Below are 23,711 nucleotides of genomic sequence, written 5' to 3'. Positions count from 1 at the left end.
TGTTTTTTAGAAGAGTCCTTCTATGGAAAGGTAGCGTTCGCCGGTGTCGTAATTGAAGGTTAAAACGTTCGCGCCGTCCGGAATGGTTTCCAGTTTTTTAGCTACCGCCGATAAAGAAGCGCCCGTTGAAATTCCGACCAAAATCCCTTCCTGTTTGGCAATGTTACGGGTGTTTTCAAACGCTTCGTCTCTTCCAACCTGAACCACTTCATCGATAAATTCGTTGTTGTAAATTCCCGGTACAAATCCCGCTCCGATACCTTGTAACGGGTGTGGTGCAGGCGAACCTCCGCTTAAGACCGGAGATAATTCTGGCTCTACGGCGATAACCTTCAATTTGGAAAATTTCGATTTCAGTGCTTTCGCCACACCGGTAATGTGTCCGCCGGTTCCCACTCCAGTAATTAGGTAATCCAGTCCTTCCGGGAAATCAGCTATAATTTCCTGAGCGGTCGTTCTTTCGTGAACTTCCACGTTCGCAGGATTGTCAAACTGTTGCGGTGACCAGGCATTAGGGATTTGGCTGACCAATTCATTGGCCTTTTCAATAGCACCTTTCATTCCTTTTTCACGAGGCGTCAATTCGAATTGCGCACCGTAGATTTCCATTAGTTTTCTGCGTTCCACACTCATGGATTCCGGCATTACAAGTATCACTTTATAACCTTTAACAGCCGCTACCAAAGCCAGACCAATACCGGTATTCCCTGAGGTTGGCTCGATAATCACGCTGTTGGGTTTTAATATTCCTTTGCGTTCCGCATCTTCAATCATCGCCAGAGCAATTCGGTCCTTGATACTGCTACCCGGATTGGTTCTTTCCAGTTTAATCCAAACGTTTTTATTTGCTCCGAAGAGTTTATTGATTTTTACCACGGGTGTGTTTCCTATGGTTTCTAAAATAGTTTTCGCTTTCACTGTATTTACTTTTTGTTGGTTTTATTTCTATTATCAATTTATTTCTCGCAGATATAGCAGATTAAGTAGATTTTCAAATTATTGCTTCTTATCACTTACTCTTATCCCTTATACCTTATACCTTATACCTTATCCCTTATACCTTATCCCTTCCACTATATCACAAAATTCAGTGGCTCTGGAAATTCAGCTTTACTCTTAATAATGATTTCACTTTTATGATACACCAGAGATTTTGCGGGAATCGACTGAGTAATCCAAACGTTTCCGCCAATCACGGCATTATCACCGATTATTGTATTTCCCCCCAAAATGGTCGCGTTCGCGTAAAGTGTCACATTGTTTCCGATGGTTGGATGACGTTTTTCTGCCGCTTTGTCCTTACTCACCGTTAACGCCCCGAGTGTAACTCCCTGATAGATTTTCACATCGTTCCCGATTACCGAAGTTTCACCAATTACGATTCCCGTTCCGTGATCGATGAAAAAACGCTCGCCTATTTTTGCCCCCGGATGGATGTCGATTCCGGTTTTACTGTGAACATATTCAGCCATTATTCTCGGAAGTATCGGAATATTGTTTTTCCAAAGTTCATGTGCCAATCGGTAAACCGTTATGGCAAAAAAACCGGGATAGGCAATCAATACTTCGCTCACCGATTTTGCCGCGGGGTCGAAATTGAAGACCGCTTCCAAATCGGCTTCCAATTGTGTGTGAATCGTTTCAAGTTTGCCGAAAAAACAGTTTGCCGTTTCGAATCTGCTTTCATTATCGGTAAGAACGTTATCCAGTAATTCGGTCAATGCCGACCAAAGCTGTGCTTCCTCTTTCAGGAAGAGATCGTAATCAGCATAGCCTTCCACTATCGAAAAGAGCCAGTGAAAAATGGCTTCGGTCCAGGCTTCGGTTCTCGCTTTATCAGGTAATTTTTTTTCACTCCGATTGTTTTTTATGTAAATGGGATGTTTCATTTTATAAGAACATTAAGGCGCCTACGGTACTGAAATTGGTCTCATCAATTAAAATCGCATTCCCGTTTTTTGAATTTTCTGTAAAAGCGTCAAAAAACAAAGGCTGGTTTGTTCTTAGTGATATTTGTCCTATATCGTTGAGTTTTACTTCATTTGACTCATTGAACTGCCACTCATTGATGTCCCATTTCCGATCGATTTCCTGAATTTTTACGCGAACGGTTCTGAAACGATGCTGCAATAAATAGGTTTTCCCAATCTGCAAAGGCGAATTATCCAGCCAGCAAACCCAAGTTTTCAGCTCATTGGAAGCAATCGGAAGATTATCCGTTTTAATGATACTGTCACCGCGACTGACATCAATATTATCGGCCAAATGCAGTACCACATTTTCTCCGGCAATCGCTTTTTCGATAATTTGCTGATGTTTTTCAATCTTTACGATTGTCGTTTCAATTCCGCTTGGTAGAACTTTTACCTTGTCACCAATTTTATAATTCCCGCTTAAAACTTGTCCGGCATAACCGCGGTAATCGTGGTTTTCTTCATCTTTCGGTCGGATTACCCATTGCACCTGAAAACGGGGAGCCAGATTTTCCTTAGTGGGAATTTCGATGTGTTCCAGAGTTTGCAACAGCGTATCGCCTTCAAACCAAAGTGTTTTTTCTGATTTCTCTACGATGTTATCGCCCACCAGCGCACTTACCGGAATATAGGCGATTTCATCATAATTAAGATTTCCCTTAATGGCTTCGAAAGCGGCTTTAATATCGTTGAAAATCGTTTCGGAATAATTCACCAAATCGATTTTATTCACGGCGATGATGGCTTTTTTAATTCCCATCAGCGAACCAACCGATGCATGACGCTTGGTTTGGATTGTAATTCCTTTTCTAGCATCGACTAAAATGATAATCAAATCGGAATTGGAAGCTCCGGTAATCATGTTACGGGTGTATTGCTCGTGTCCCGGTGCATCGGCAATGATGAATTTTCTCTTTTTTGTCGAGAAATATTTATAGGCTACATCTATTGTTATTCCCTGTTCGCGTTCGGCACGCAATCCGTCGGTTATCATTGATAAATCGATTTCGACACCTTCCTGCTTGGTTTGCTTTTGCAATAGACCCAATTGATCAGTGTGTATACTGTCGGAATCGTATAGCAAACGACCGATTAAGGTGCTTTTCCCGTCGTCTACATTTCCTGCTGTTATAAATTTTAATGTGTTCATTTCTTTAAAATTTTAGTTAATGACTAATTCCCCTGCCCCTTGTCTCTCTAAAAATACCCTTGCTTTTTTCGATCCTCCATTGCCGCTTCCGAAAGCTGATCGTCCAATCGGGTTTGTCCCCGTTCGCTGATTCGGGTTTGGACAATATCATCGATAATATCCTTAATTGTAGCTGCTTCGGAAGGAACTGCTGCTGTACATGTCATATCGCCAACAGTTCGGTATCGAACTTTTTCTACTACCACTTTATCGGTTGGTAGTGGCTGAATGAATTCGGAGGTTGCTACCAGTTTGTCCTGATGCACAATACATTCCCTATCATGGGCGAAGTACAGGCTCGGCAATTCGATATTGTACTTTTGGATGTAATTCCACACATCTAATTCTGTCCAATTGCTTATCGGGAACACGCGGACATTATGGCCTTTTTCCACTTTACCGTTCAAAATATCCCAAAGTTCCGGGCGTTGCAGTTTTGGATCCCACTGGCCAAAATCATCTCTGACAGAAAAAATGCGTTCCTTGGCTCTGGCTTTTTCCTCGTCACGTCTCGCTCCTCCTATGCAGGCATCAAATTCATTTTCCTGAATCGTGTCCAATAAAGCATAGGTTTGTAGAGCATTTCTCGATGGAAAGCGGCCTTGGGTTTCTTTCAGGTTGTACTTCCTGATACTTTCTTCCACCGAACCTACAATTAGTTTTTCACCGACCTTATTTACCAGATAATCCCTGAATGCAATGGCTTCCGGGAAATTATGTCCGGTATCAATATGCACTAAGGGAAACGGAAATTTTCCCGGGCGAAAGGCTTTCAAAGCCAGATGTACCAATACGATAGAATCTTTTCCACCGGAAAACAACAAGGCAGGTTTTTCAAACTGTGCCGCTGTTTCACGAAGAATGTATATGGCTTCGTCTTCCAATTGGTTTAAATAATTTGTTGAGTTATTCATTTTGATCAGTGATTATAATTATTAAGTATTTCTTTTGAAAACTGCGACTTCGAGCGAAAACTACTTATGAAGCCCGCATTCTTTTTTTGAAGCCTCTTCCCACCACCAGCGGCCTGCCCTAAAATCTTCTCCTTCCTTAACCGCTCTGGTACAAGGTGCACAACCGATACTTATGAATCCCTGGTCGTGTAAAACGTTGTATGGGATGCCTTTTCGGGTAACATGTACTTTCACTTCTTCGGTTGTCCAATGCAGCAATGGATTGTATTTGTAAAGCTGGTATTGTTCGTCCCAATGCACTATTTCAATTGAGTTTCTGTTCGGCGAATGTTCCGCTCTGAGTCCTGTTATCCAAACACTTGCGCCTGCCAAAGCTCTTTGCAGTGGTCCTACCTTTCGGATGTGACAGCACTGCTTTCGTAATTCCTGACTCTCGTAAAAAGGATTGATTCCGCGTTCATTAATGAAGATTTCCAGGTTTTCAGTATTCGGATAAAACGACTTAATCTTCTGGCTGTAATGCAATTCGGTTTTATGCCATGTTGCATAGGTTTCCTGAAATAATCGTCCGGTATCCAAAGTAAAAACTTCAATATTGTTCAGTTTTTGAGAGAAAATTACATCGGTAATCAATTGGTCTTCAATTCCGAAACTGGTTGAAAACACAATCTTTCCCGATACGTTTTCGGATAGGAATTTCAGGTTTTCTTCGATGTCCTGATTTTGATTTAATTTGTTTATAATTTCAGTATTCATAGTGGGTTATTTGACAATTGGAAATAAAAAAAGCCCCTTGGAATCAAGAGGCTTGCGTTTTCATATACTATTCTTTACTTCAAATAATACAACAGACGGCCTCCTGCGAAGTTTCGCATACAACACATCATCATCATACAAACTGCAGATGTTGTTATAATGGACGTTACTATTGTTATTGTATTCATTTTTGTGTTTCTTATTGTTGTTAAAATTCAGAGAAAAAAAAACTCCCCAATTGCTTGAGGAGTTTTTGCCGAATATTTATGATTTTAAATATTAACGAATAGCAAAGCCCTCCTCATTGTCTGAGCAGCACATACACATCATCATATTTAAAACTTGGTTTTTCATTTTTTTCGGTTCTTTTGAACTCTGCAAACCTATAAAGTTTTTTTTATTAATCAAAGATAATTTTGCAAAATTGTTATTATTACCCATAAAAGCCTTTATTTTTCCGCATATATAACAAAAATAAACCTTCACAGAATATGGAAAATCCAAGAAAAACAATCATGTCCTCAAAAATAAAACTTCTTTTTTCGTTACTGCATTCTCAAATCGCTCTCTTTTAAAGGCTCAATTTTAGTAAAAAGTGATTCAATCTTTGCATGATACTTTTTATCCGAAACCTTGTATAATTCTGCAATGAAATCCGTAGAAACCGGTTTAGGATTTGGAAATTTATTGTTTTGTAAAAATCGCTTTAAAGCCAAATTCATCTTGTCTTCCCCTATCATTTCACTCAAAAGACACATCACGATTGCTCCTTTCGAATACGAAATATGACTGGCATTGGCTTTTACATGATACAAAGGCATTTCATTTGAAAAACCTCTCTCATTATTGTAAATATCCAGATGCATCTGAACGCGTTTCAACATTGCTTCTTTCCCGTACATTTTCTTCAATAGCATCATTTCGGTATACATCGCTAAGGTTTCGGTGAGCATGGCGGCTCCATCCCTGTCGTCAGGAACAATCTGATTACCACCCCACCACAAATGCGCCAATTCATGACCTGCCAGTTCATTGATTACATCTTGCTGTTCATCGGCTTTGATATTGCTGTGAAAAATCATATCCTCCGTCATGTAAACCGTTGCCGGATAAGCCGTAGCCGCAAAACCTTTGGTAAAACCTGAAACCTCTGCAAAACGAATAGTTTTATAGGGATAAGGTCCGAAATTATGCTCGCAGTAATCCATCGTCAGTTTGGCATTTTTCAGTAAATGCTGTACATTTTCATGATGGGAAGGGTGATAATACACTTCAAAAGTTTTGCCTTTGTATTGTTCTTTTTTAACCGCATATTCCGCCGATGAAACAGCAAACCTGAAAGGAATTTGTTTCACCTGATATTGAAACCCATTTCTGTTTCCTTTTTTCCATTGTCTGACTAATTCTCCCATCCCTATTGCTGTTTGAGTATCGGAAGTTACTATGGTCATATCCAAATTGATAAAGTCAACATTCGGTCCTTTTGGTGCATTAAAGGCTTTCGGCTCCGTTTTAGCCCCCAAGTGAAACTGTTTCCGAATAGACTCTTCCTGAATTTCATTATCCGAATTATAACCTATTTGCGGATAATAGCGGCTAATTCGCATAAAGGAACCGTTTTCCACTATGGCATTAAACGATTGATGACCGTTTACCGGTTGCCATCTATAGGACAGCTTAAAGGTCAATTTCGCTTTTTCTCTCGGTAACATTGATTGCTTCAACTTCACAATTTGATACTGACTTACAACAGTTTGCACTTCATAATTAAACTGAAAATCAGCTTTGGCTACCATAAAACCATCTGAAAAACCAATCAGTATTTTTTCAATATTCCTTTCTGTCTTATTTTCTAGAATATAAGTTCCTTCAACCGTATACGAATTGCGTTCCGGAAATAATTCAACGGTGGTTTTTACATCGGTAATGGTGGGCTGTGGCAGATTTTGGTAACGACTAAACTGTTTTTCATAATCGGCCTGTGCCAGCCATTGGGAATTTTCGTCTTTTGGCAAATAACCCTCGCTGATTTTATGCCTCAAACCGAAAGCACTTAGCCCAAGGACAAACAATGTCAGATAGATATAAACTTTTCTGAAATGGAATTTTCTCAGCGTAACGACGTAAAACAAAATCGCTAAAAGAAGAAAACCGAACATCAATCTGTAAATAAAAAAGCCTTCATAACTGCCAAAGCCATTCATGTCACTGTAATCGAAATTGATACTGTACAAAAATTTCAGAAACGGCACTGCAACCAGTTTTTTTCCAAGCGATGTCGCCATAACAAAAGCAAATAAAGCCGCAAGTCCCAAGGCAACATACTTCTGTCGCACCAGTTTTTGAATAGCCAATAAAAATCCACTTAAAACGAATAACGGTAATGTGGTAAACAACAACACTCTACTGTAAAGGGACCATTCCAAAACCGGATACCCGTAAAGAAACTGGAACGCAATTCCTTCAACAATCAAGACCAGTGAAAAGCTTGCAATCACAAACAATAACGTCAGCCAATGTGCCCAGAATTGTGTTTTCGCATTGGAAGTGCTGTTTTCAATCAGATTAAAATTGACATTTTTGCTGCGCCAGAAAACATCATGGGTGTAAAACACCACCACAATTACGCCCAACACATAAAAATTCTGAATGATTGTGGAAACCATTAATCCTGAAGTGGCATACTTCTGCGGAATCCGGATGCCTTTTTCAATTTCCGCATACATCTCCATCCCGACAGCAAAAAGGAGTGCCAAAACAATCAGTACAAACGGAATGCTTTTAAAAATGTAAATCAGATTGATCTTTACGAATGACACTAATGCCATCATTTTTACTTTTAGACCTTCTTTTGTATCCACGAAAGTAAACGGAATAGCAGTAATTTCCTGATTTTCTTCTGATAAGCCAACCTTTTTATACTTGGTTTTTGCGGTAAAAGAATAATCTCTGAAAGCAATATAAAGCAGAACAAAAGCCATGAGCAAAGCACCTGCGCGATTGCCGAGAAAAACGCCGTCAAAACCTATTATTGCCGAATTTCGCTGTTCTACTGTCCATTGTGCCGTCTGATTGAAAAAAGCCGACAACCCGAAAGGATCCAAAATTCCCGAGATGAATTTCGTTTTCTCCGATTGTGGTAAACTCTGCGCCATAAAAGGCGAACTGGAAAACACCAAGGCTACCATATAGAAAATATACAGCAGTAAACCGCTCACATAAATAGGCATTTTACTTTTCGTAAACCAAGCCACCACACACAGGACAGCAGTTACAAAAATCGTGTTGATGACCGTAAAATATAGCATTGGAACCAGGTAGTGCGTCAAATTGAAATGACCGCTTTCTAAAATTCGTGAGTTTGTTGCCTGACCGATGAAAAAGCTGACGGTTAAAACAATTGTACACAAAAGGCTTACTATCAAAACCGAAGCATATCGACCCGAAAGAAATTGTTTCTTTTGAATCGGAGCGCTGAAATAAATCTGTTCAAAGCGATTATCTACTTCCTTAATAGCGAGTTGGGCAACAAAAAGCGTACTGAAAAAAATAGTGGTCAAACTGATAAAAGCCGTTATGAAACCCACTTGGTAAGGCGAATTGTAAAACACATTTTCGCCAACCGAAAAACGGGCGTTTTGTCCGCCAAAAACTCCGAAAGCAAAAATCAATAGTACCACCACGTAAAAACCCCATCTCTTGAAATACCCTTGAAGGTCGAACCAGAATACTGTTTTCATAACACAAATGATTTTTGGTTCAGCGCAGTAAAATAAACATCTTCAAGCGTTGGATTTACTTTCATAAAATCGGCTGGTTGTTGTTCAGAAAATACATGAATATTCATTTTACCGGCCGTAAACTGGGATGAAATCACTGAATATTCCCTTTTGTAATGGGTCAACTCCTCTTTCTGAATCTGCTTTCTCCAGATTTTATTTTCAAGGGATTGCAGTAAATCGGCCGGAGCGCCTTGCAAGAGAACCTGCCCTTCATCCATAATTGCCATTTTTGAACACAAGTTGCGTACATCTTCTACCAAATGGGTGGATAAAATCACGATTCGGTCTTCCCCTATTTCACTTAAAAGACTGTTGAATCGGTTGCGTTCCTCCGGATCAAGACCTGCGGTTGGTTCATCCACGATGATGATTTTCGGATTACCCAATAAAGCCTGAGCAACACCAAACCGCTGACGCATACCGCCTGAGAAAGTGTGCACTTCTTTTTTTCGCTGGGCAGACAAATTCACTTTTTCGAGCAACGACAGCACTTGTTCTTTCCGTTCTCTTGAATCACTGACTCCTTTCAGAACCGCTAAATGATTCAACAAATCGTAAGCAGAAACTTTAGGATAAACCCCGAAATCCTGAGGCAAAAAACCCAATTGTTTCTTAATGAAATCCGGATGTTCCAAAACATTGACATCATTGAAGAAAATCTGGCCGCTATCAGCAGATTGTAAACCGACAATAGTACGCATCAATGATGATTTTCCTGCTCCATTCGTACCTAACAACCCAAACATCCCGTTTCCGATTTCAAGCGAAATGCCGTCAATGGCTTTTACTCCGTTTCCATAGGTTTTTTGAAGATTTTTGATGATTAAACTGTTCATTTTGATTGATTTTTTTCCGCTGCGCTCCAAACAGTTCGGCTGCGCCTCGGGTGTGATGATTATTGATTAATTTTCATGAATTCCGTGCGGAAAATTTGGGCAAAAAAATCCCTGTCGGTTAAAAAAACCGATATTTTATATTTACTAAAAGATAGTATTTATTCGCTGACGTATTCTAAAACATCCCCCGGCTGACAATCCAACGCTTTACAAATCGCTTCAAGAGTTTCAAACCGGATACCTTTTGCTTTTCCCGTCTTAAGGATTGACAGATTCGCTGGGGTAATACCCAAAATTTCCGCCAATTCCTTGGACTGCATTTTACGCTTAGCCAGCATCACATCCACATTTACTATAATTGGCATACTTCTAAATATATAAATCCTGTTCGTTCTGAAGACTCACTCCCTGCTGAAAAATAGCAGCCATAAAAAAGATAAAAACCCCCATAATCGCATGAGCCACAATCATGGCCAAAAAAGGAAAATCCTCAATACTGATAACCGACCAAAGTACAGCAACGACAGGATACAACAACAGATTGAACTGGTAAAACTGTTTCAAATTCCTTAGTCCATCTTTGGTAAACAAACGTTCCTGTTTAAAGGTTTTAAAAACATTGCCCAATACCCAAAAAAACAAACCGTATAAAGCCAAACCTAAAACCATTTCCGAAACATATTCCAATGTAAATTCAGATCCTAAAAGAAAATGCTGATTGGTAAACGGAAAGTTAATTGCAAAACGATTCTCTTCCATTCTTTCAAAAAACGGACCTTCAAAAACACAATTAATCAAAGCATAAAAAGCCGTTAACAAATAAGCAACAGCTACAATTTTTACCACTATATGCAAATAAGAAGCTATAATCCTAACTAATTTCATATATCAGAAATTTAAATTCAACAAAGCAAATGTAACAATTAATTATCGTAAAACAATAATTTATTATCAAATTTTTATAATTTCAGAATTATCAATATTTACAGAGTGAAAATTTTTTTCGCTAAAAAACTTGTGTATTCGAAAATCATTTCTATAACTTTGCATCAAACAAAAACACAAAATGAACAACATTTTAAACAATACATGGTGGTGGAACAACTTACGTCGAAAATCGTGAGCGAATCCTCCTATCTGTATTTTTAAAAACAACATAGATAAAAGGCTTGTCAATCACGACAAGCCTTTTTTTATTCCCAAAACTTAAGCATTATGAAAAAATATAAATTACATACCCATTACAAACAAATCCTTGCTGACACCATTACGCCGGTAAGCGTTTATCTGAAAATCAGAGACAAATTCCCGAATAGTCTTTTGCTGGAAAGCAATGATTATCAGGGTAACAACAATAGCTTTTCATATATCTGTTGCAATCCCATTTCGAGCATCAAAGTGGAAAACGAGACAATCACAATGACTTTTCCAGATGGGGCATCAATCAGCAAAAACATTGAAAATCAAAAAAATGTGATCGAAGGCATTGAAGAATTTGTTGGAATGTTTGAGCCTGAGAAAAACGATTTCAAATTCATCTCAAACGGATTATTCGGATTTACGAGCTATGATGCTGTTCGTTATTTCGAAAAGGTGACTGTCGATAAAAAAGCGTCAGATTTACAGATTCCTGATCTATTTTATGCAATATATCAGAATATCATCGCTATCAATCACTTTAAAAATGACGCTTATATTTTCTGCCACAGCATTGACAATCAAAATAATATTACAGAAATCGAACAACTGATCCAGTCAAAAAATTTTGCCTCCTATTCGTTTTCAAAAGAAGGTAATTCGGTTTCCAATCTATCCGATGAAGATTTCAAATCCAATGTAACTTTAGCAAAAAAACACTGTTACCGTGGCGATGTGTTTCAATTGGTTTTGTCCAGACGATTTTCACAAGGGTTTAAAGGTGATGAATTCAACGTTTATCGTGCTTTACGAAGCATCAATCCATCACCTTATTTGTTCTTTTTCGATTACGGAAATTTCAAAATCTTGGGTTCCTCTCCTGAAGCACAATTGGTTGTCAAGAACCGAAAAGCAGAAATCCATCCGATTGCCGGAACATTCAAACGAACAGGCAATGATGAACAAGATGCGCTATTGGCCAAACAATTATCAGAAGATCCGAAAGAAAACAGCGAACACGTCATGCTTGTAGATTTAGCAAGAAACGATTTAAGCAGAAACGCTTACAGTGTTGAAGTTGAAAAATATCGTGAAGTTCAGTTTTTTTCGCATGTAATTCATCTCGTTTCGAAAGTCACCGGACAAATGCACGACAAGGCTTCCACCATGCAGATTGTTAGCGATACATTTCCAGCCGGAACCTTGTCTGGTGCTCCGAAACATAAAGCCATACAACTGATTGAAACCATTGAAAACACTAGTCGGAATTTCTATGGAGGTGCCATTGGATTTATGGATTTTGATGGTAACTTTAACCACGCCATTATGATTCGGACATTTTTAAGCAAAAATCATCAACTGCATTATCAGGCTGGGGCCGGAATTGTAGCAAATTCAAATGAAGAAAGCGAAATGCAGGAAGTCTATAATAAATTAGGAGCACTGAACAGAGCGTTAGATTTAGCCGAAACAATTTAAAATCAGAACCATGAAAAAGATAGTAGTCATAGACAATTACGATAGCTTCACATATAATTTAGTGCATTATCTGGAAGATTTAAATTGCAAGGTAACCGTTTTCCGAAACGATGAATTTTATATTGATGAGCTCAAAGACTTCGATAAAATCCTCCTTTCGCCAGGCCCGGGCATTCCTGACGAAGCCGGATTATTAAAAGAAGTCATCAAAACCTATGCTCCTACCAAAAGTATACTTGGCGTTTGTCTTGGCCAGCAAGCGATTGGGGAAGTTTTTGGAGGAAGCCTGACCAATCTTGAAAAAGTCTATCACGGTGTTTCTACAAAAGTCAAAATCACAGTTCCCGATGAAATCCTTTATCAAGGTTTACCCAACGAAATTGAAGTGGGGCGTTACCATTCCTGGGTAGTAAATACAAGCGATTTCCCAGATGTACTTGAAGTCACTTCAACCGATGAAAACGGAGAAATCATGTCGCTCCGTCACAAAACCTACAATGTCCGCGGGGTACAATATCACCCCGAAAGCGTTCTTACTCCCAACGGCAAGAAGATTCTAGAAAATTGGGTGAATAGCTAATTAACAACTCTTTTATCGAAAATATCAATCAGTTTTAAGTTGAAAAAACTTAAGACCTGGCACAACTCATACCTAATTCAGACACTATGAAAATAATACTAAACAGACTCATACAGCACGAAACGCTCAGCAAAGAAGAAGCGAAAACCGTACTCAAAAACATCTCCAACGGACAATACAATCCTTCACAAATAGCCAGTTTCCTGACCGTTTACATGATGCGAAGCATTACCGTTGAGGAATTGGCAGGATTTCGAGAAGCATTATTAGAACTGTGTATCTCGATTGATTTAACCGATTACGATACCATCGATTTATGTGGAACCGGTGGCGATGGAAAAAACACATTTAACATATCAACATTGGCTTCTTTTGTAACTGCCGGAGCCGGAATTCAGGTTGCTAAACACGGAAACTACGGTGTTTCTTCCATTTCAGGATCGAGCAATGTCATGGAAACTCTAGGTGTAAAATTCAGCAATGAAGAAAACTTTCTGAAAAAAAGCATTGAGGAAGCCGGAATCTGTGTGTTGCACGCTCCGCTCTTCCATCCGGCAATGAAAAATGTGGCACCGATTCGTAAAGAACTGGCGGTAAAAACCTTTTTCAATATGTTGGGACCAATGGTGAATCCGAGTTTTCCAAAACATCAAATGGTAGGCGTTTTCAGTCTGGAATTGGCTCGGATGTATGCTTATCTGTATCAAAATACCGAAACCAATTTCACGATTCTGCACAGTTTGGAAGGCTATGACGAAATTTCACTGACGGGAAATACCAAAATCATTTCCAAAAACACAGAGCAAATCTTGAAACCCGAAGATTTTCAAACAAAAAAACTCAATGAAACCGAAATTCTAGGTGGAGTAACCGTTGAAAAATCGGCAGAAATATTCCTTGCTATTTTGTCAGGAAAGGGAACTGAAGCTCAAAACAATGTGGTTTGCGCCAACGCCGGAATAGCTATTTCCACAGTAAAAAACTGTTCGATTTCAGATGGATTTGGATTTGCTAAAGAAAGCCTACAAAGCGGAAAAGCATTTGAAAAACTTAAAAAACTACAAGAAATCAGTTATAAGGGATAAGACATAGATAAGTCGCAACCTTTTCCCTTTTCCCTTTTCCCTTTTCCCTTTTCCCTTTTCCCTTTTCCCTTTCAACGAAATAAAAACATAAAAATCATGACCATTCTAGATAAAATAATATCCGACAAAAAAAGAGAAGTAGTTCTTAAAAAACAACTTATTACTGTTAACCAACTGGAAAACTCAGCGCTATTTGGAAGCCGAACGCACTCTTTAAGCAAGAATTTACGAAACAATGCGGTGGGAATCATCGCTGAACACAAGCGTCGTTCACCATCGAAACCGATAATAAACAACAATTTTTCCGTGGAAGAAGTAGTAATGGGTTACCAAAATGCCGGAGTTTCAGGGATTTCTGTTTTGACCGACGGAAAGTATTTTGGGGGTTCGCTGGACGATTTACTCTTGGCAAAAGCATCGGTCAATATTCCGATTTTAAGGAAAGAATTCATCATTGACAAATATCAGATTCTGGAAGCCAAAGCCCACGGCGCCGATGCTATCTTACTGATTGCAGCTGTTTTAACTCGTAAAGAAATAAAGCAGCTTTCCGAATTTGCTCAATCTTTAGGCCTTGAAGTATTATTGGAAGTACACAATCGTGAAGAATTAGACAAAGCCTTTATGCCAAGTTTAAACATGATCGGCGTCAACAACCGCAACCTGAAAAGCTTCGAAATAAGTTTGAAATACAGCAAAGAATTAGCCAAACACATTCCAAATGAATTCGTAAAAGTTTCCGAAAGCGGAATCAGTTCTACTGAGGCAATTATAGAATTGCAACAATATGGTTATCAAGGATTTTTAATAGGTGAACATTTCATGAAAACCGAAAATCCGGGAATAGCTGCAAAATCTTTAATCAATACTTTACTTGTAAAACCATGAAAACAAAAATCTGTGGCATGAAATATTCGGCTAACATTGAGGAAGTTGCAAAATTACAACCCGATTATCTGGGTTTTATCTTCTATGAGAAATCACCAAGGTTTTTCAATAAAGTAATACCAATATTGCCCAAATCAACACAAAAAGTAGGCGTCTTTGTAGATGCTTATTTAGATGATATACTAGACAAAATACGACGTTACAATTTACAGCTCGTTCAGTTACATGGAAATGAATCACCTGAATTCTGTTATCTGTTGAAACATATAAATATTAAAGTGATCAAAGCATTTTCAGTTGATGATAACTTTGATTTTCAAACCATTACGCCCTACGAAAATGTTTGTGATTATTTCTTATTCGACACTAAGGGGCAATATCAAGGTGGTAACGGAACAACTTTCAACTGGCAGATTCTGGAAAATTACACTTCCCAAAAACCTTTCTTCCTAAGCGGAGGCATTGGTCTAGAAGAAGTTAAAGCCGTGCAACAACTGAATTTACCCATTCACGCAATCGATGTCAACAGCAAATTTGAAATCGAACCAGGATTAAAAAACACACAACTTTTAAAACAATTACAACATGTCATATCAAGTTAACGAACGAGGATTTTACGGCGACTTCGGCGGCACTTTCATCCCAGAAATGCTCTATCCGAACGTAGAAGTATTACGTCAGAACTATCTAAAAATAATAGAAACCGAAAGCTTTCAGGCCGAATTCCAACAACTCCTGAAAGACTATGTCGGACGCCCTACGCCACTCTATTTTGCCGAACGTTTATCCCAAAAATACAATACCAAAATCTACCTAAAACGTGAAGATTTGTGTCATACCGGCGCCCATAAAATCAACAATACCATTGGACAAATCCTGTTAGCCAAACGATTGGGCAAAACCCGAATCATTGCCGAGACAGGTGCGGGTCAACATGGTGTGGCCACTGCAACGGTTTGCTCTTTGATGGGGTTGGAATGCATCGTCTATATGGGCGAAATTGACATCCAAAGGCAAGCACCAAATGTAGCCCGAATGAAAATGCTCGGTGCCGAAGTTCGTCCAGCAATTTCCGGTTCAAAAACACTAAAAGACGCTACCAATGAAGCGATTAGGGATTGGATCAATAATCCGGTCGATACGTTTTACATCATCGGTTCGGTAGTAGGGCCGCACCCATATCCGGATATGGTGACACGTTTTCAAAGTATTATTTCTGAGGAAATTAAACTGCAATTATTAGAAAAGGAAAGCCGAGGAAATCCTGATTATATAATAGCTTGCGTGGGCGGCGGAAGCAACGCTGCAGGGGCTTTTTATCATTTCCTGGATGAAGAAAACGTGAAACTCATTGCAGTCGAAGCCGCCGGAAAAGGTGTTGATTCTGGGGAAAGTGCCGCAACTTCGGTATTGGGGAAAATCGGTATTATCCACGGAAGTAAAACCCTGTTGATGCAATCGGAAGACGGTCAGATTACTGAACCATATTCCATATCTGCCGGCCTGGATTATCCTGGCGTCGGACCGTTGCACGCCCATTTACACGCAACGAAAAGAGCTAAATTTATGGCTATTACCGACGATGAAGCCATGAAAGCAGGATTGAATCTCTGTAAAACGGAAGGCATCATTCCCGCTATTGAAAGTTCGCACGCTTTGGCGGTTTTAGAGCAAAAAACATTTGACAAAAATGATGTTGTAATCATCAATTTATCAGGTCGCGGCGACAAGGATTTGAACACATATATAGACTATTTCAACTATTAATTTGGGCGTTACCACAAAGGTCGGGCTGTCCATTTTATCTTTTTACGGTCATTTCGAGAGCCTCAACGACCGTAAAAAGGATGCTATTCCCATCCCTAACGCAGACACAAAACACTAAAAAATGAACAGAATAAACATAAAATTACAAGAGGAAAAGAAGCTGCTTTCCATCTATTTTACAGCAGGATTTCCTAACCTCAACGATACGGTTTCCATTATTGAAGAACTCGAAAAAAGTGGTGTCGGCATGATTGAAATCGGTTTACCTTTTAGTGATCCGTTAGCAGACGGACCGACAATTCAGGAGAGTTCAACCATCGCTTTACAGAACGGAATGACCACAAAATTGCTTTTCGAACAGCTGAAAAACATCCGAAAAACAGTCAAAATTCCGCTCCTGATTATGGGCTATTTCAATCCAATTTTACAGTATGGAGTAGAGGAATTTTGTAAAAAATGTGCAGAAATCGGTATCGATGGACTCATCATTCCAGACCTTCCTTTGGAGGTTTTCGAGGATGAATTTAAGGTCATTTTTGAGCAAAATAATCTCAAAAACATCTTCCTAATTACCCCCCAAACTTCGGAAGAAAGGATACAGAAAATTGACGGATTGTCCGATAGTTTCATCTATATGGTGAGCAGTTCAAGCACCACCGGAAGTCAAAATTCGTTTGGAGAAATACAACAAAATTACTTCGAAAAAGTCTCAAAAATGAACCTTAAAAACCCTCAAATTGTCGGCTTCGGAATCTCAAATAAAGAAACATTTTCAGAAGCAACCAAGCATCAAAAAGGAGCCATTATCGGAAGCTCATTCGTAAATCACCTCAAAAACAACGAAATAAGCAGTATTGAAAAACACATTAAACAGGTAGTTTAACATAACAAATATAAAACACTGGTAATAAATCATTTAAACATAAACTATAGATTTTATTTATATACAAAAAAAACCACTTTTTAAAGGCTTAAAAAGTGGTTTTCAGTATCCGACAACCTATTTAGATTGTCAATTTTTCATTTGATAAAACTACACAAATTATTGGTTCAAAAAAGAATTCGAACCACTTAATTTTCACTCACCTCCTCCATCTAAAAACCATCAAAAATCAATCAAATTCATTTTGTTAAAAAGATGTTAAAATTAATTTAAACAAACGTTTAATTTAAACAAGTGTTTAATTTTGTATCCGAATTTAAAATCAAATAAAAATGACTGATTTTAACGATAAGCAAATTGAAATTTTACAGGCAGCCGAAAAGCTGTTTGCGGAACAAGGTTTTGACGGAACTTCGGTACGCGATATTGCCAAATTGGCCAACGTCAATATTGCAATGATCTCCTACTATTTCGGTTCGAAAGAAAAGTTGCTCGAAGCGTTAATTATTTACCGGATTTCGGATATGCGTTTGCAGATGGAAAATTTGTATCGCGAAGACCTCACCCCTTTAGAAAAAATTGATCGCTTAATTGAATTATACATCAAGCGCATCAACCGAAACAAAAGCATCTATCAGATTATCCACTTTGAAATTTCATCCGGAAAAAGAATCATCAATTGCGATGCTTTCAATGAAATAAAAAAATACAATCTGGAGATTTTGAAAAACATTATTGCCGAAGGTCAGGACAAAGGTTTTTTCCGTAAAGATGTCAATACCATTTTGATTCCCACTACCATCATGGGAACGTATTTTCATTTCCAGATGAACAAACCCTATTTTAAAGACATTCTGAATTTAAATACGCCGGAAGATATAGACAACTACGTTAACACAGAACTTACGCGTCACATCAAACAAACTATTAAAGCCCTACTGACATATGAAAAATAACACTATCAAGCTTGGAATTTTCTTCCTGCTTGGAATTTCTTCCGCATTAGCGCAGGAGAAAAAAAACATGACTCTTGAAGAAGCCGTTCAGATGGCTACCGCACAGAGCAACGAGGCCAAATTGGCAGATACCAAAGTGGCTTCGAAAGAATTCGAAATGCAGACGGTTAAAAACAAGCAACTTCCCGATGTAAAAATCAACGGGCAGTACCAGCGACTTACCAATGCAGATGTGGATTTCAAATTAGGAAACCAATCGCAAGGCAGAAGCACGCCGGAAGTGCACCAGCTTATTTTAGGAAACGCGATGGCAACTGTTCCGGTATTTGCAGGTCTTAAAATCCAAAACAGTATCAAAGCCTCACAAAGTTTGTATGAAGCGGAACAATTCTACTCCAAACAAACCAAGGAAGATGTAGGGATACAGGCTGTAAAACTTTACGTAACGTTGTACAAAGCTCAGGAAAATGAAAAACTAATTCAGGAAAACATCAAAAGAGCCGAACAGCGTGTGGTCGATTTCAAAGCGATGGAAGAAAACGGACTAATTGCCCGAAACGATTTGTTGAGAGCACAATTACAGGTTTCTAATTATCAGATTGCCTTGGAAGAAGCCAGAAAAAATATGAGTACCGTAAATTATCAACTGGTAACTCTTTTGAAACTACCCGAAGAAACAATCATAAATCCCGATTCTGACACTTTCAAGAAAAAAACTGGTTTTGATACACCTTCAGACGATATTTCCGGCAGAAACGATTTAAATGCAATCCGATTGCAACAAAAGGCAGCCGAAACCAACGTAAAAATAGCAAAAGGCAACTACTACCCTGCTTTGACCCTTATGGGAGGCTACATCGGTTTTGATTTGCAGAATACTGTTACCGTTACCAATGCCATGAACTTCGGGGCAGGGCTGTCTTATGACCTATCTTCCGTTTTCAAAAACGGAAAAGATGTCAAAGCAGCTAAAAGCAAAGCAAAAGAAGCAGAACAATCATTGGATATAATGACCGATAAGGCAAAAATACAGATTCAGCAGGCTAATGAAAATTATCTTCTGGCTCAGAAACAAAACAAAGTGTATGAAGAAGCCGTTGCACAGGCCGCTGAAAATTTCAGAATTGTGAAAGACAAACACGACAATGGTTTGGCCGACACGGACGAATTACTGGAGGCAGATGTACAACAACTGCTTTCAAAAATCAACGAATCCTCTTCAAGAGCCGATATCGTTGAGAAATATTATGAAATCTTAGCGGCTTCAGGCAAATTAACCTCATCAACAGTATTACCAACCAAAAACTAAATTAACATCACTCATCATGGAAAATAAACCAGCAAATAAAAAATTCATTCTAATAATTGGCTCTTTAGTTCTTCTGGGGGGTGTATACGGAACTTTCAAATACATGCACGGTCAGGCACACGAAGAAACCGATGATGCCCAGATCGAACAAAACATGAATCCGATCATACCGCGTGTGGCAGGTTATGTATCAAAAGTTTATATCAAAGATAATGACTTCGTAAAAAAAGGCGATACGCTTTTGGTAATCGACAATAAGGACTTTTTAGTTAAAGTTGAAGAAGCAAAAGCCGCTTTGGCCGTAGCGGAAAATTCCCTTGAAGTTTCAAAAGCCGATGTGGGAGCTACAGCCGCAAATATTTCAATTTCAGAGGCTACAATTCAATCCAACCTTGGGAGCATCGAAGCAGCTAAAATACGTTTAGGAAGAGCTACCAATGATTTTGAACGCTATTCGAATCTGTATAAAAACCATTCCATTACGAAACAGCAATACGAGCAGGCTTTAGCAGCTAAGCAGGAAGCGGAAAAACAAGTTGAAATCCTGCAACAACAGCGCAATGCCAGCGCGCACCAGCGTGAAGCCGTGGTTTCAAAAACCAATGTAGCCAATAAACAAATCGGCGTGGCAAACGCTAACATAAAACGTGCACAATCAGTTTTAGATGCTGCCGTACTTAACTTAGGTTATACCGTTATAACAGCTTCTGTAGACGGTCAGGTTTCAAGCGTGGATGTACAGGCCGGTCAGATGATACAACCGGGACAGTCTTTATTTTACATCGTAAACAATGCAGACACTTGGGTAATCGCCAATTTCAAAGAAACGCAATTAAACAAAATGCGTGTGGGACAAAAAGTTACATTCAAAGTAGACGCTTATCCTGATACAGAGTTTGAAGGCGAAGTAAACTCGTTCTCTCCTGCAACCGGGTCGCGTTTCTCTATCCTGCCTCCGGACAATGCAACGGGTAACTTCGTTAAAACGATTCAGCGCTTACCGGTTAAAATAAAATTGTCTGCAAATAATGATCAGGAAAAAGTAAAATTACTACGTCCGGGTATGAATGTGGAAGTAGATGTTCACGTAAAATAATATGACAACACAAGCAGAAGATTTAGTAGAATATGGCTTTCGTAGAGTCATCATCACAATTACGGCAGTACTTTGTGCACTGCTGGAAATTGTAGATACTACTATCGTAAACGTTGCCCTGAACGACATGAAGGGTAGTTTGGGAGCCACTCTGACCGATGTTGCCTGGGTAATTACCGCTTATGCTATTGCCAATGTAATCATCATTCCGATGACTAGTTGGCTCTCCCAACAATTCGGAAGAAGAAATTATTTTGCGGCTTCCATTATCATATTTACCGTCTCCTCTTTCCTTTGCGGAAATGCGTCCAGCATTTGGGAATTGGTATTTTTCCGATTCATCCAAGGAATGGGTGGTGGTGCACTTTTGGTAACGGCTCAAACCATTATCACCGAAAGTTATCCGGCAGCCAAACGCGGAATGGCACAAGCTATTTATGGAATGGGAGTAATTGTGGGTCCGACTTTAGGTCCGCCTCTTGGGGGATATCTTGTGGATAATTTTTCGTGGCCTTATATTTTCTACATCAACATACCATTAGGAATAATTGCGACCATTTTGACACTTTACTTTGTAAAAAGTCCGAAATACGGCGAAAAATTAAAAGCTAATCAGGTGGATTGGTGGGGAATCGTGTTTCTGGCATCCTTTATCGGATCGCTGCAATTTGTTTTGGAACACGGGCAACAAGACGACTGGTTTGAAGATATTACAATCATCATCCTTTCTGTGGTTTCGTTTTTTGGATTAATTTTATTTATCTGGCGACAACTCACTTATAAATACCCAATTGTAAACCTTCGTGTGCTCCAGGACCGAAATCTACGCATCGGAACCATAATGTGTTTTATTTTAGGTTTCGGATTGTATGGCTCAACGTTCATTATCCCGATTTACACGCAGGCTATTTTGGGATGGACAGCCACCGATGCAGGATTATTGCTGATTCCTAGTTCAATCATGACTGGGATTATGATGCCAATTATCGGGAAAATGATTCAAAAAGGAGTTCCGCAGGCCTATCTGGTAGCTATCGGATTTATGATTTTCTTCGGATTTACTTTTTGGATGTACAGCATAATGACTCCGGACACAGGAACGGAACATATGTTCTGGCCATTAATTTTGCGTGGTATGGGACTCGGCCTCCTTTTCGTGCCGATTACAACGCTGGCCTTGTCAACTTTACATGGCAGACAAATTGGCGAAGGTGCCGCATTTACAGGGATGATGCGACAATTGGGAGGTTCCTTCGGAATTGCCATTATCACAACATTCATTTCCCGTTTTACACAAGCACATCGTGTAAACCTAATCGCTCATCTGGATTCAACAAAATTTGAAGTACAGCAACGGATTCAACAATTGCAAATGGGTTTCATGTCTAAAGGTTTCAGCGCAAGCGAATCGTTGGACAAAGCGCATAAAGCCATTGAAATGTCGGTAATGAAACAAAGCACCGTACTCTCTTACATGGATGTCTTCCTCTACTTAGGCATTATGTTCGTGATCTGTATCCCGTTTGTACTTTTAATCAAGCGAGGAGCAGGAAAAGTAGACATGTCGAATGTTCATTAATTTAAGCATAGTTGTTATTTGATTAGGAAACTCTGAACAGTAATTGTTCAGAGTTTTTTTATTAGTTTTTCGCTTAGTCGTTTTTTTTTTCATTTAATCGATTTGCAAAAAAAATAACTATTATTTAAGCTAATTTTAAAACGCAGTTAAACTTATTTAATTGTTAATCAGATAGTTATAATCTATTAACCAAAAACTACATTCATCATGGGCATTTTTACTAAAGGAGACAGAAGAATTCTAAAAGAATTTTTAATGAAAAGTGAACATAATTGTCACGATATCGAGAAGGAAATTGATGAGTTTCTAGTAGACTTACAAGCGGAATATGATGAAAACAGTTATACAATGAATGAATTTTCTGAATTCGTAAATGAACTTCGCGAAAAACTTCATCCTTCCGATGCGAATAAACTAATGGAATTCTCCTCAAGATTGACAAGAGTTAAACATTGTGCCCGCAAAGGTGTTGAAGCTCTGCGTGAAATATCTCGCGATCAGCGCAAAATGACACGTGACACTTTCCGAGATTATGAAGAATATTTACATTTAGGATATTAACGTGTAAAAACCAGAGTATTGCCCTTGCTCAGGTTTTCGTCGAATTTATAACCCTCATAATTGAAACCCTTCAAATCCTGGAGAGTTTCTGCATTTGTGTCAATAATGTAACGCACCATCATTCCCCTGGCCTTCTTAGCAAAGAAGCTTATCATTTTAAGTTTTCCGTCTTTGTAGTCTTTGAATTCCGGAGTAATTACAGGGACTTTCAATGCTTTTACATCTACAGCAGAAAAATACTCATTGCTGGCGAGATTAAGGAATAAATCTTCCTTTTTAAGTTCCTTGTTCAGCTCTTTGGTGATTTTCGTTTTCCAGAACTCATAAAGGTTTTTGTTTTTACCGATTGGCATATGCGTGCCCATTTCCAGACGGTATGCCTGGATTAAATCCAATGGTTTCAGAAGGCCATATAAACCGGAGAGAATTCGGAGTTTATTCTGCAAAACGTCTAATTTTTCAACCGGTAGATTATAAACATCCAAGCCGTGATAAACATCCCCATTAAAAGCATAAACTGCCGGACGTGCATTTTCGGGAGTAAAAGGAGTTGCCCATTCCTGGTTGCGTTGCCAGTTCAGATCGGCCAGCTTATCCGAAATATCCATTAATTCCATCAGCTGTTTCGGTTTCTTTTTCTTCAACACTTTATGCACCGAATTAGCCTCTTTTAAAAAGCAGGCCTCGGTAAATTGAGGTGTTGGCAGTTCTTTTTCAAAATCCAATGACTTAGCAGGAGAAATAACGATTTTCATTCTTGGTTTTTTAATGGTTTTCAAAAGTACAAATTCCAATCATAAATCCATATACGACTGAATTGATTGTACCGATTTGAATATTGATAAAAATGATTACAACTGTAAAACAAAACATCCAATTCGTATATAACTCACTGAATTTATTTACAAAAGACTCATTTATTGCAAACATTAGTCGTAAAT

At 38.8% G+C, this 23,711-nt stretch carries 22 protein-coding genes; 12 read left to right on the top strand and 10 right to left on the bottom strand.

Features of this window, described 5'->3' with window-relative positions; translation table 11 throughout:
* Positions 1–6 precede the first annotated feature (6 nt).
* The 9 genes from cysK to LZF87_RS08645 all read right to left on the bottom strand — a co-directional run bounded on the left by cysK (position 7) and on the right by LZF87_RS08645 (position 10,335).
* Entirely contained in the window at positions 7–918 is a 912-nt protein-coding gene (gene cysK / locus LZF87_RS08685; protein WP_244338557.1) for a cysteine synthase A, read from the bottom strand.
* Between the two features lie 155 nt (positions 919–1,073).
* Positions 1,074–1,889: a serine O-acetyltransferase EpsC gene (epsC, locus tag LZF87_RS08680; protein WP_244338555.1), complete on the bottom strand. Its 816-nt coding sequence runs from the start codon at positions 1,887–1,889 to the stop codon at positions 1,074–1,076.
* Position 1,890: 1 nt separating this feature from the next.
* Positions 1,891–3,123, bottom strand: a complete 1,233-nt coding sequence (locus LZF87_RS08675) for a sulfate adenylyltransferase subunit 1 (RefSeq protein WP_244338553.1) — start codon at positions 3,121–3,123, stop codon at positions 1,891–1,893.
* A 47-nt stretch (positions 3,124–3,170) separates the two neighbouring features.
* Positions 3,171–4,076, bottom strand: coding sequence for a sulfate adenylyltransferase subunit CysD (gene cysD / locus LZF87_RS08670; RefSeq protein ID WP_244338551.1), 906 nt, complete (start codon positions 4,074–4,076; stop codon positions 3,171–3,173).
* 60 nt (positions 4,077–4,136) lie between these two features.
* Entirely contained in the window at positions 4,137–4,832 is a 696-nt protein-coding gene (locus LZF87_RS08665; RefSeq protein WP_244338549.1) for a phosphoadenylyl-sulfate reductase, read from the bottom strand.
* Positions 4,833–5,377: 545 nt separating this feature from the next.
* Complete coding sequence (locus LZF87_RS08660; RefSeq protein WP_244338547.1) at positions 5,378–8,572, bottom strand: ABC transporter permease/M1 family aminopeptidase; 3,195 nt, start codon at positions 8,570–8,572, stop codon at positions 5,378–5,380.
* The gene (locus tag LZF87_RS08655; protein WP_244338545.1) at positions 8,569–9,450 is read right to left on the bottom strand and encodes an ABC transporter ATP-binding protein; all 882 of its coding nucleotides are present in this window, start codon (positions 9,448–9,450) and stop codon (positions 8,569–8,571) included. The genes LZF87_RS08660 and LZF87_RS08655 overlap by 4 nt, the downstream gene beginning before the upstream one ends.
* Positions 9,451–9,608: 158 nt before the next feature.
* Positions 9,609–9,815: a helix-turn-helix domain-containing protein gene (locus tag LZF87_RS08650; protein WP_023572205.1), complete on the bottom strand. Its 207-nt coding sequence runs from the start codon at positions 9,813–9,815 to the stop codon at positions 9,609–9,611.
* A 4-nt stretch (positions 9,816–9,819) separates the two neighbouring features.
* Positions 9,820–10,335, bottom strand: coding sequence for a DUF2975 domain-containing protein (locus tag LZF87_RS08645; RefSeq protein ID WP_244338543.1), 516 nt, complete (start codon positions 10,333–10,335; stop codon positions 9,820–9,822).
* 330 nt (positions 10,336–10,665) lie between these two features.
* Here LZF87_RS08645 and LZF87_RS08640 point away from each other — a divergent pair, with 330 nt between their 5' ends.
* From LZF87_RS08640 to LZF87_RS08585, 12 genes are all read left to right on the top strand, one after another.
* On the top strand, positions 10,666–12,066 hold the full coding sequence (locus LZF87_RS08640; protein ID WP_244338541.1) for an anthranilate synthase component I family protein: 1,401 nt from the start codon (positions 10,666–10,668) through the stop codon (positions 12,064–12,066).
* A 10-nt stretch (positions 12,067–12,076) separates the two neighbouring features.
* Positions 12,077–12,646: an anthranilate synthase component II gene (locus LZF87_RS08635; protein WP_244338539.1), complete on the top strand. Its 570-nt coding sequence runs from the start codon at positions 12,077–12,079 to the stop codon at positions 12,644–12,646.
* An 86-nt stretch (positions 12,647–12,732) separates the two neighbouring features.
* Positions 12,733–13,731, top strand: a complete 999-nt coding sequence (trpD, locus tag LZF87_RS08630) for an anthranilate phosphoribosyltransferase (RefSeq protein ID WP_244338537.1) — start codon at positions 12,733–12,735, stop codon at positions 13,729–13,731.
* A gap of 96 nt (positions 13,732–13,827) precedes the next feature.
* Complete coding sequence (gene trpC / locus LZF87_RS08625; RefSeq protein ID WP_244338536.1) at positions 13,828–14,619, top strand: indole-3-glycerol phosphate synthase TrpC; 792 nt, start codon at positions 13,828–13,830, stop codon at positions 14,617–14,619.
* A complete protein-coding gene (locus tag LZF87_RS08620; RefSeq protein WP_244338534.1) occupies positions 14,616–15,221 on the top strand; it encodes a phosphoribosylanthranilate isomerase in 606 nt (201 codons plus the stop codon). The genes trpC and LZF87_RS08620 overlap by 4 nt, the downstream gene beginning before the upstream one ends.
* Complete coding sequence (trpB, locus tag LZF87_RS08615) at positions 15,205–16,386, top strand: tryptophan synthase subunit beta (RefSeq protein WP_244338532.1); 1,182 nt, start codon at positions 15,205–15,207, stop codon at positions 16,384–16,386. Before LZF87_RS08620 ends, trpB begins: the two co-directional genes overlap by 17 nt.
* 121 nt (positions 16,387–16,507) lie before the next feature.
* The gene (trpA, locus tag LZF87_RS08610; RefSeq protein ID WP_244338530.1) at positions 16,508–17,269 is read left to right on the top strand and encodes a tryptophan synthase subunit alpha; all 762 of its coding nucleotides are present in this window, start codon (positions 16,508–16,510) and stop codon (positions 17,267–17,269) included.
* A 332-nt stretch (positions 17,270–17,601) separates the two neighbouring features.
* Positions 17,602–18,225 (top strand): TetR/AcrR family transcriptional regulator, encoded by a 624-nt coding sequence (locus LZF87_RS08605; RefSeq protein WP_244338528.1) that lies wholly within the window; start codon positions 17,602–17,604, stop codon positions 18,223–18,225.
* The gene (locus LZF87_RS08600; protein ID WP_244338527.1) at positions 18,215–19,534 is read left to right on the top strand and encodes a TolC family protein; all 1,320 of its coding nucleotides are present in this window, start codon (positions 18,215–18,217) and stop codon (positions 19,532–19,534) included. The genes LZF87_RS08605 and LZF87_RS08600 overlap by 11 nt, the downstream gene beginning before the upstream one ends.
* Positions 19,535–19,550: 16 nt before the next feature.
* On the top strand, positions 19,551–20,630 hold the full coding sequence (locus tag LZF87_RS08595) for an HlyD family secretion protein (protein ID WP_244338525.1): 1,080 nt from the start codon (positions 19,551–19,553) through the stop codon (positions 20,628–20,630).
* Position 20,631: 1 nt separating this feature from the next.
* Positions 20,632–22,209 (top strand): DHA2 family efflux MFS transporter permease subunit, encoded by a 1,578-nt coding sequence (locus LZF87_RS08590; protein WP_244338523.1) that lies wholly within the window; start codon positions 20,632–20,634, stop codon positions 22,207–22,209.
* A 207-nt stretch (positions 22,210–22,416) separates the two neighbouring features.
* Positions 22,417–22,770, top strand: a complete 354-nt coding sequence (locus tag LZF87_RS08585; protein WP_244338521.1) for a hypothetical protein — start codon at positions 22,417–22,419, stop codon at positions 22,768–22,770.
* Here the strand turns inward: LZF87_RS08585 and yaaA are convergent.
* Entirely contained in the window at positions 22,767–23,525 is a 759-nt protein-coding gene (gene yaaA, locus LZF87_RS08580) for a peroxide stress protein YaaA (RefSeq protein WP_244338519.1), read from the bottom strand. The genes LZF87_RS08585 and yaaA overlap by 4 nt on opposite strands.
* Between the last annotated feature and the right edge of the window lie 186 nt (positions 23,526–23,711).

It is taken from the genome of Flavobacterium enshiense (assembly GCF_022836875.1).
GTDB lineage: Bacteria > Bacteroidota > Bacteroidia > Flavobacteriales > Flavobacteriaceae > Flavobacterium > Flavobacterium enshiense_A.
The sequence above is the reverse complement of the archived record's forward strand: the minus strand, read 5'-3'. Positions and strand labels throughout refer to the sequence as shown.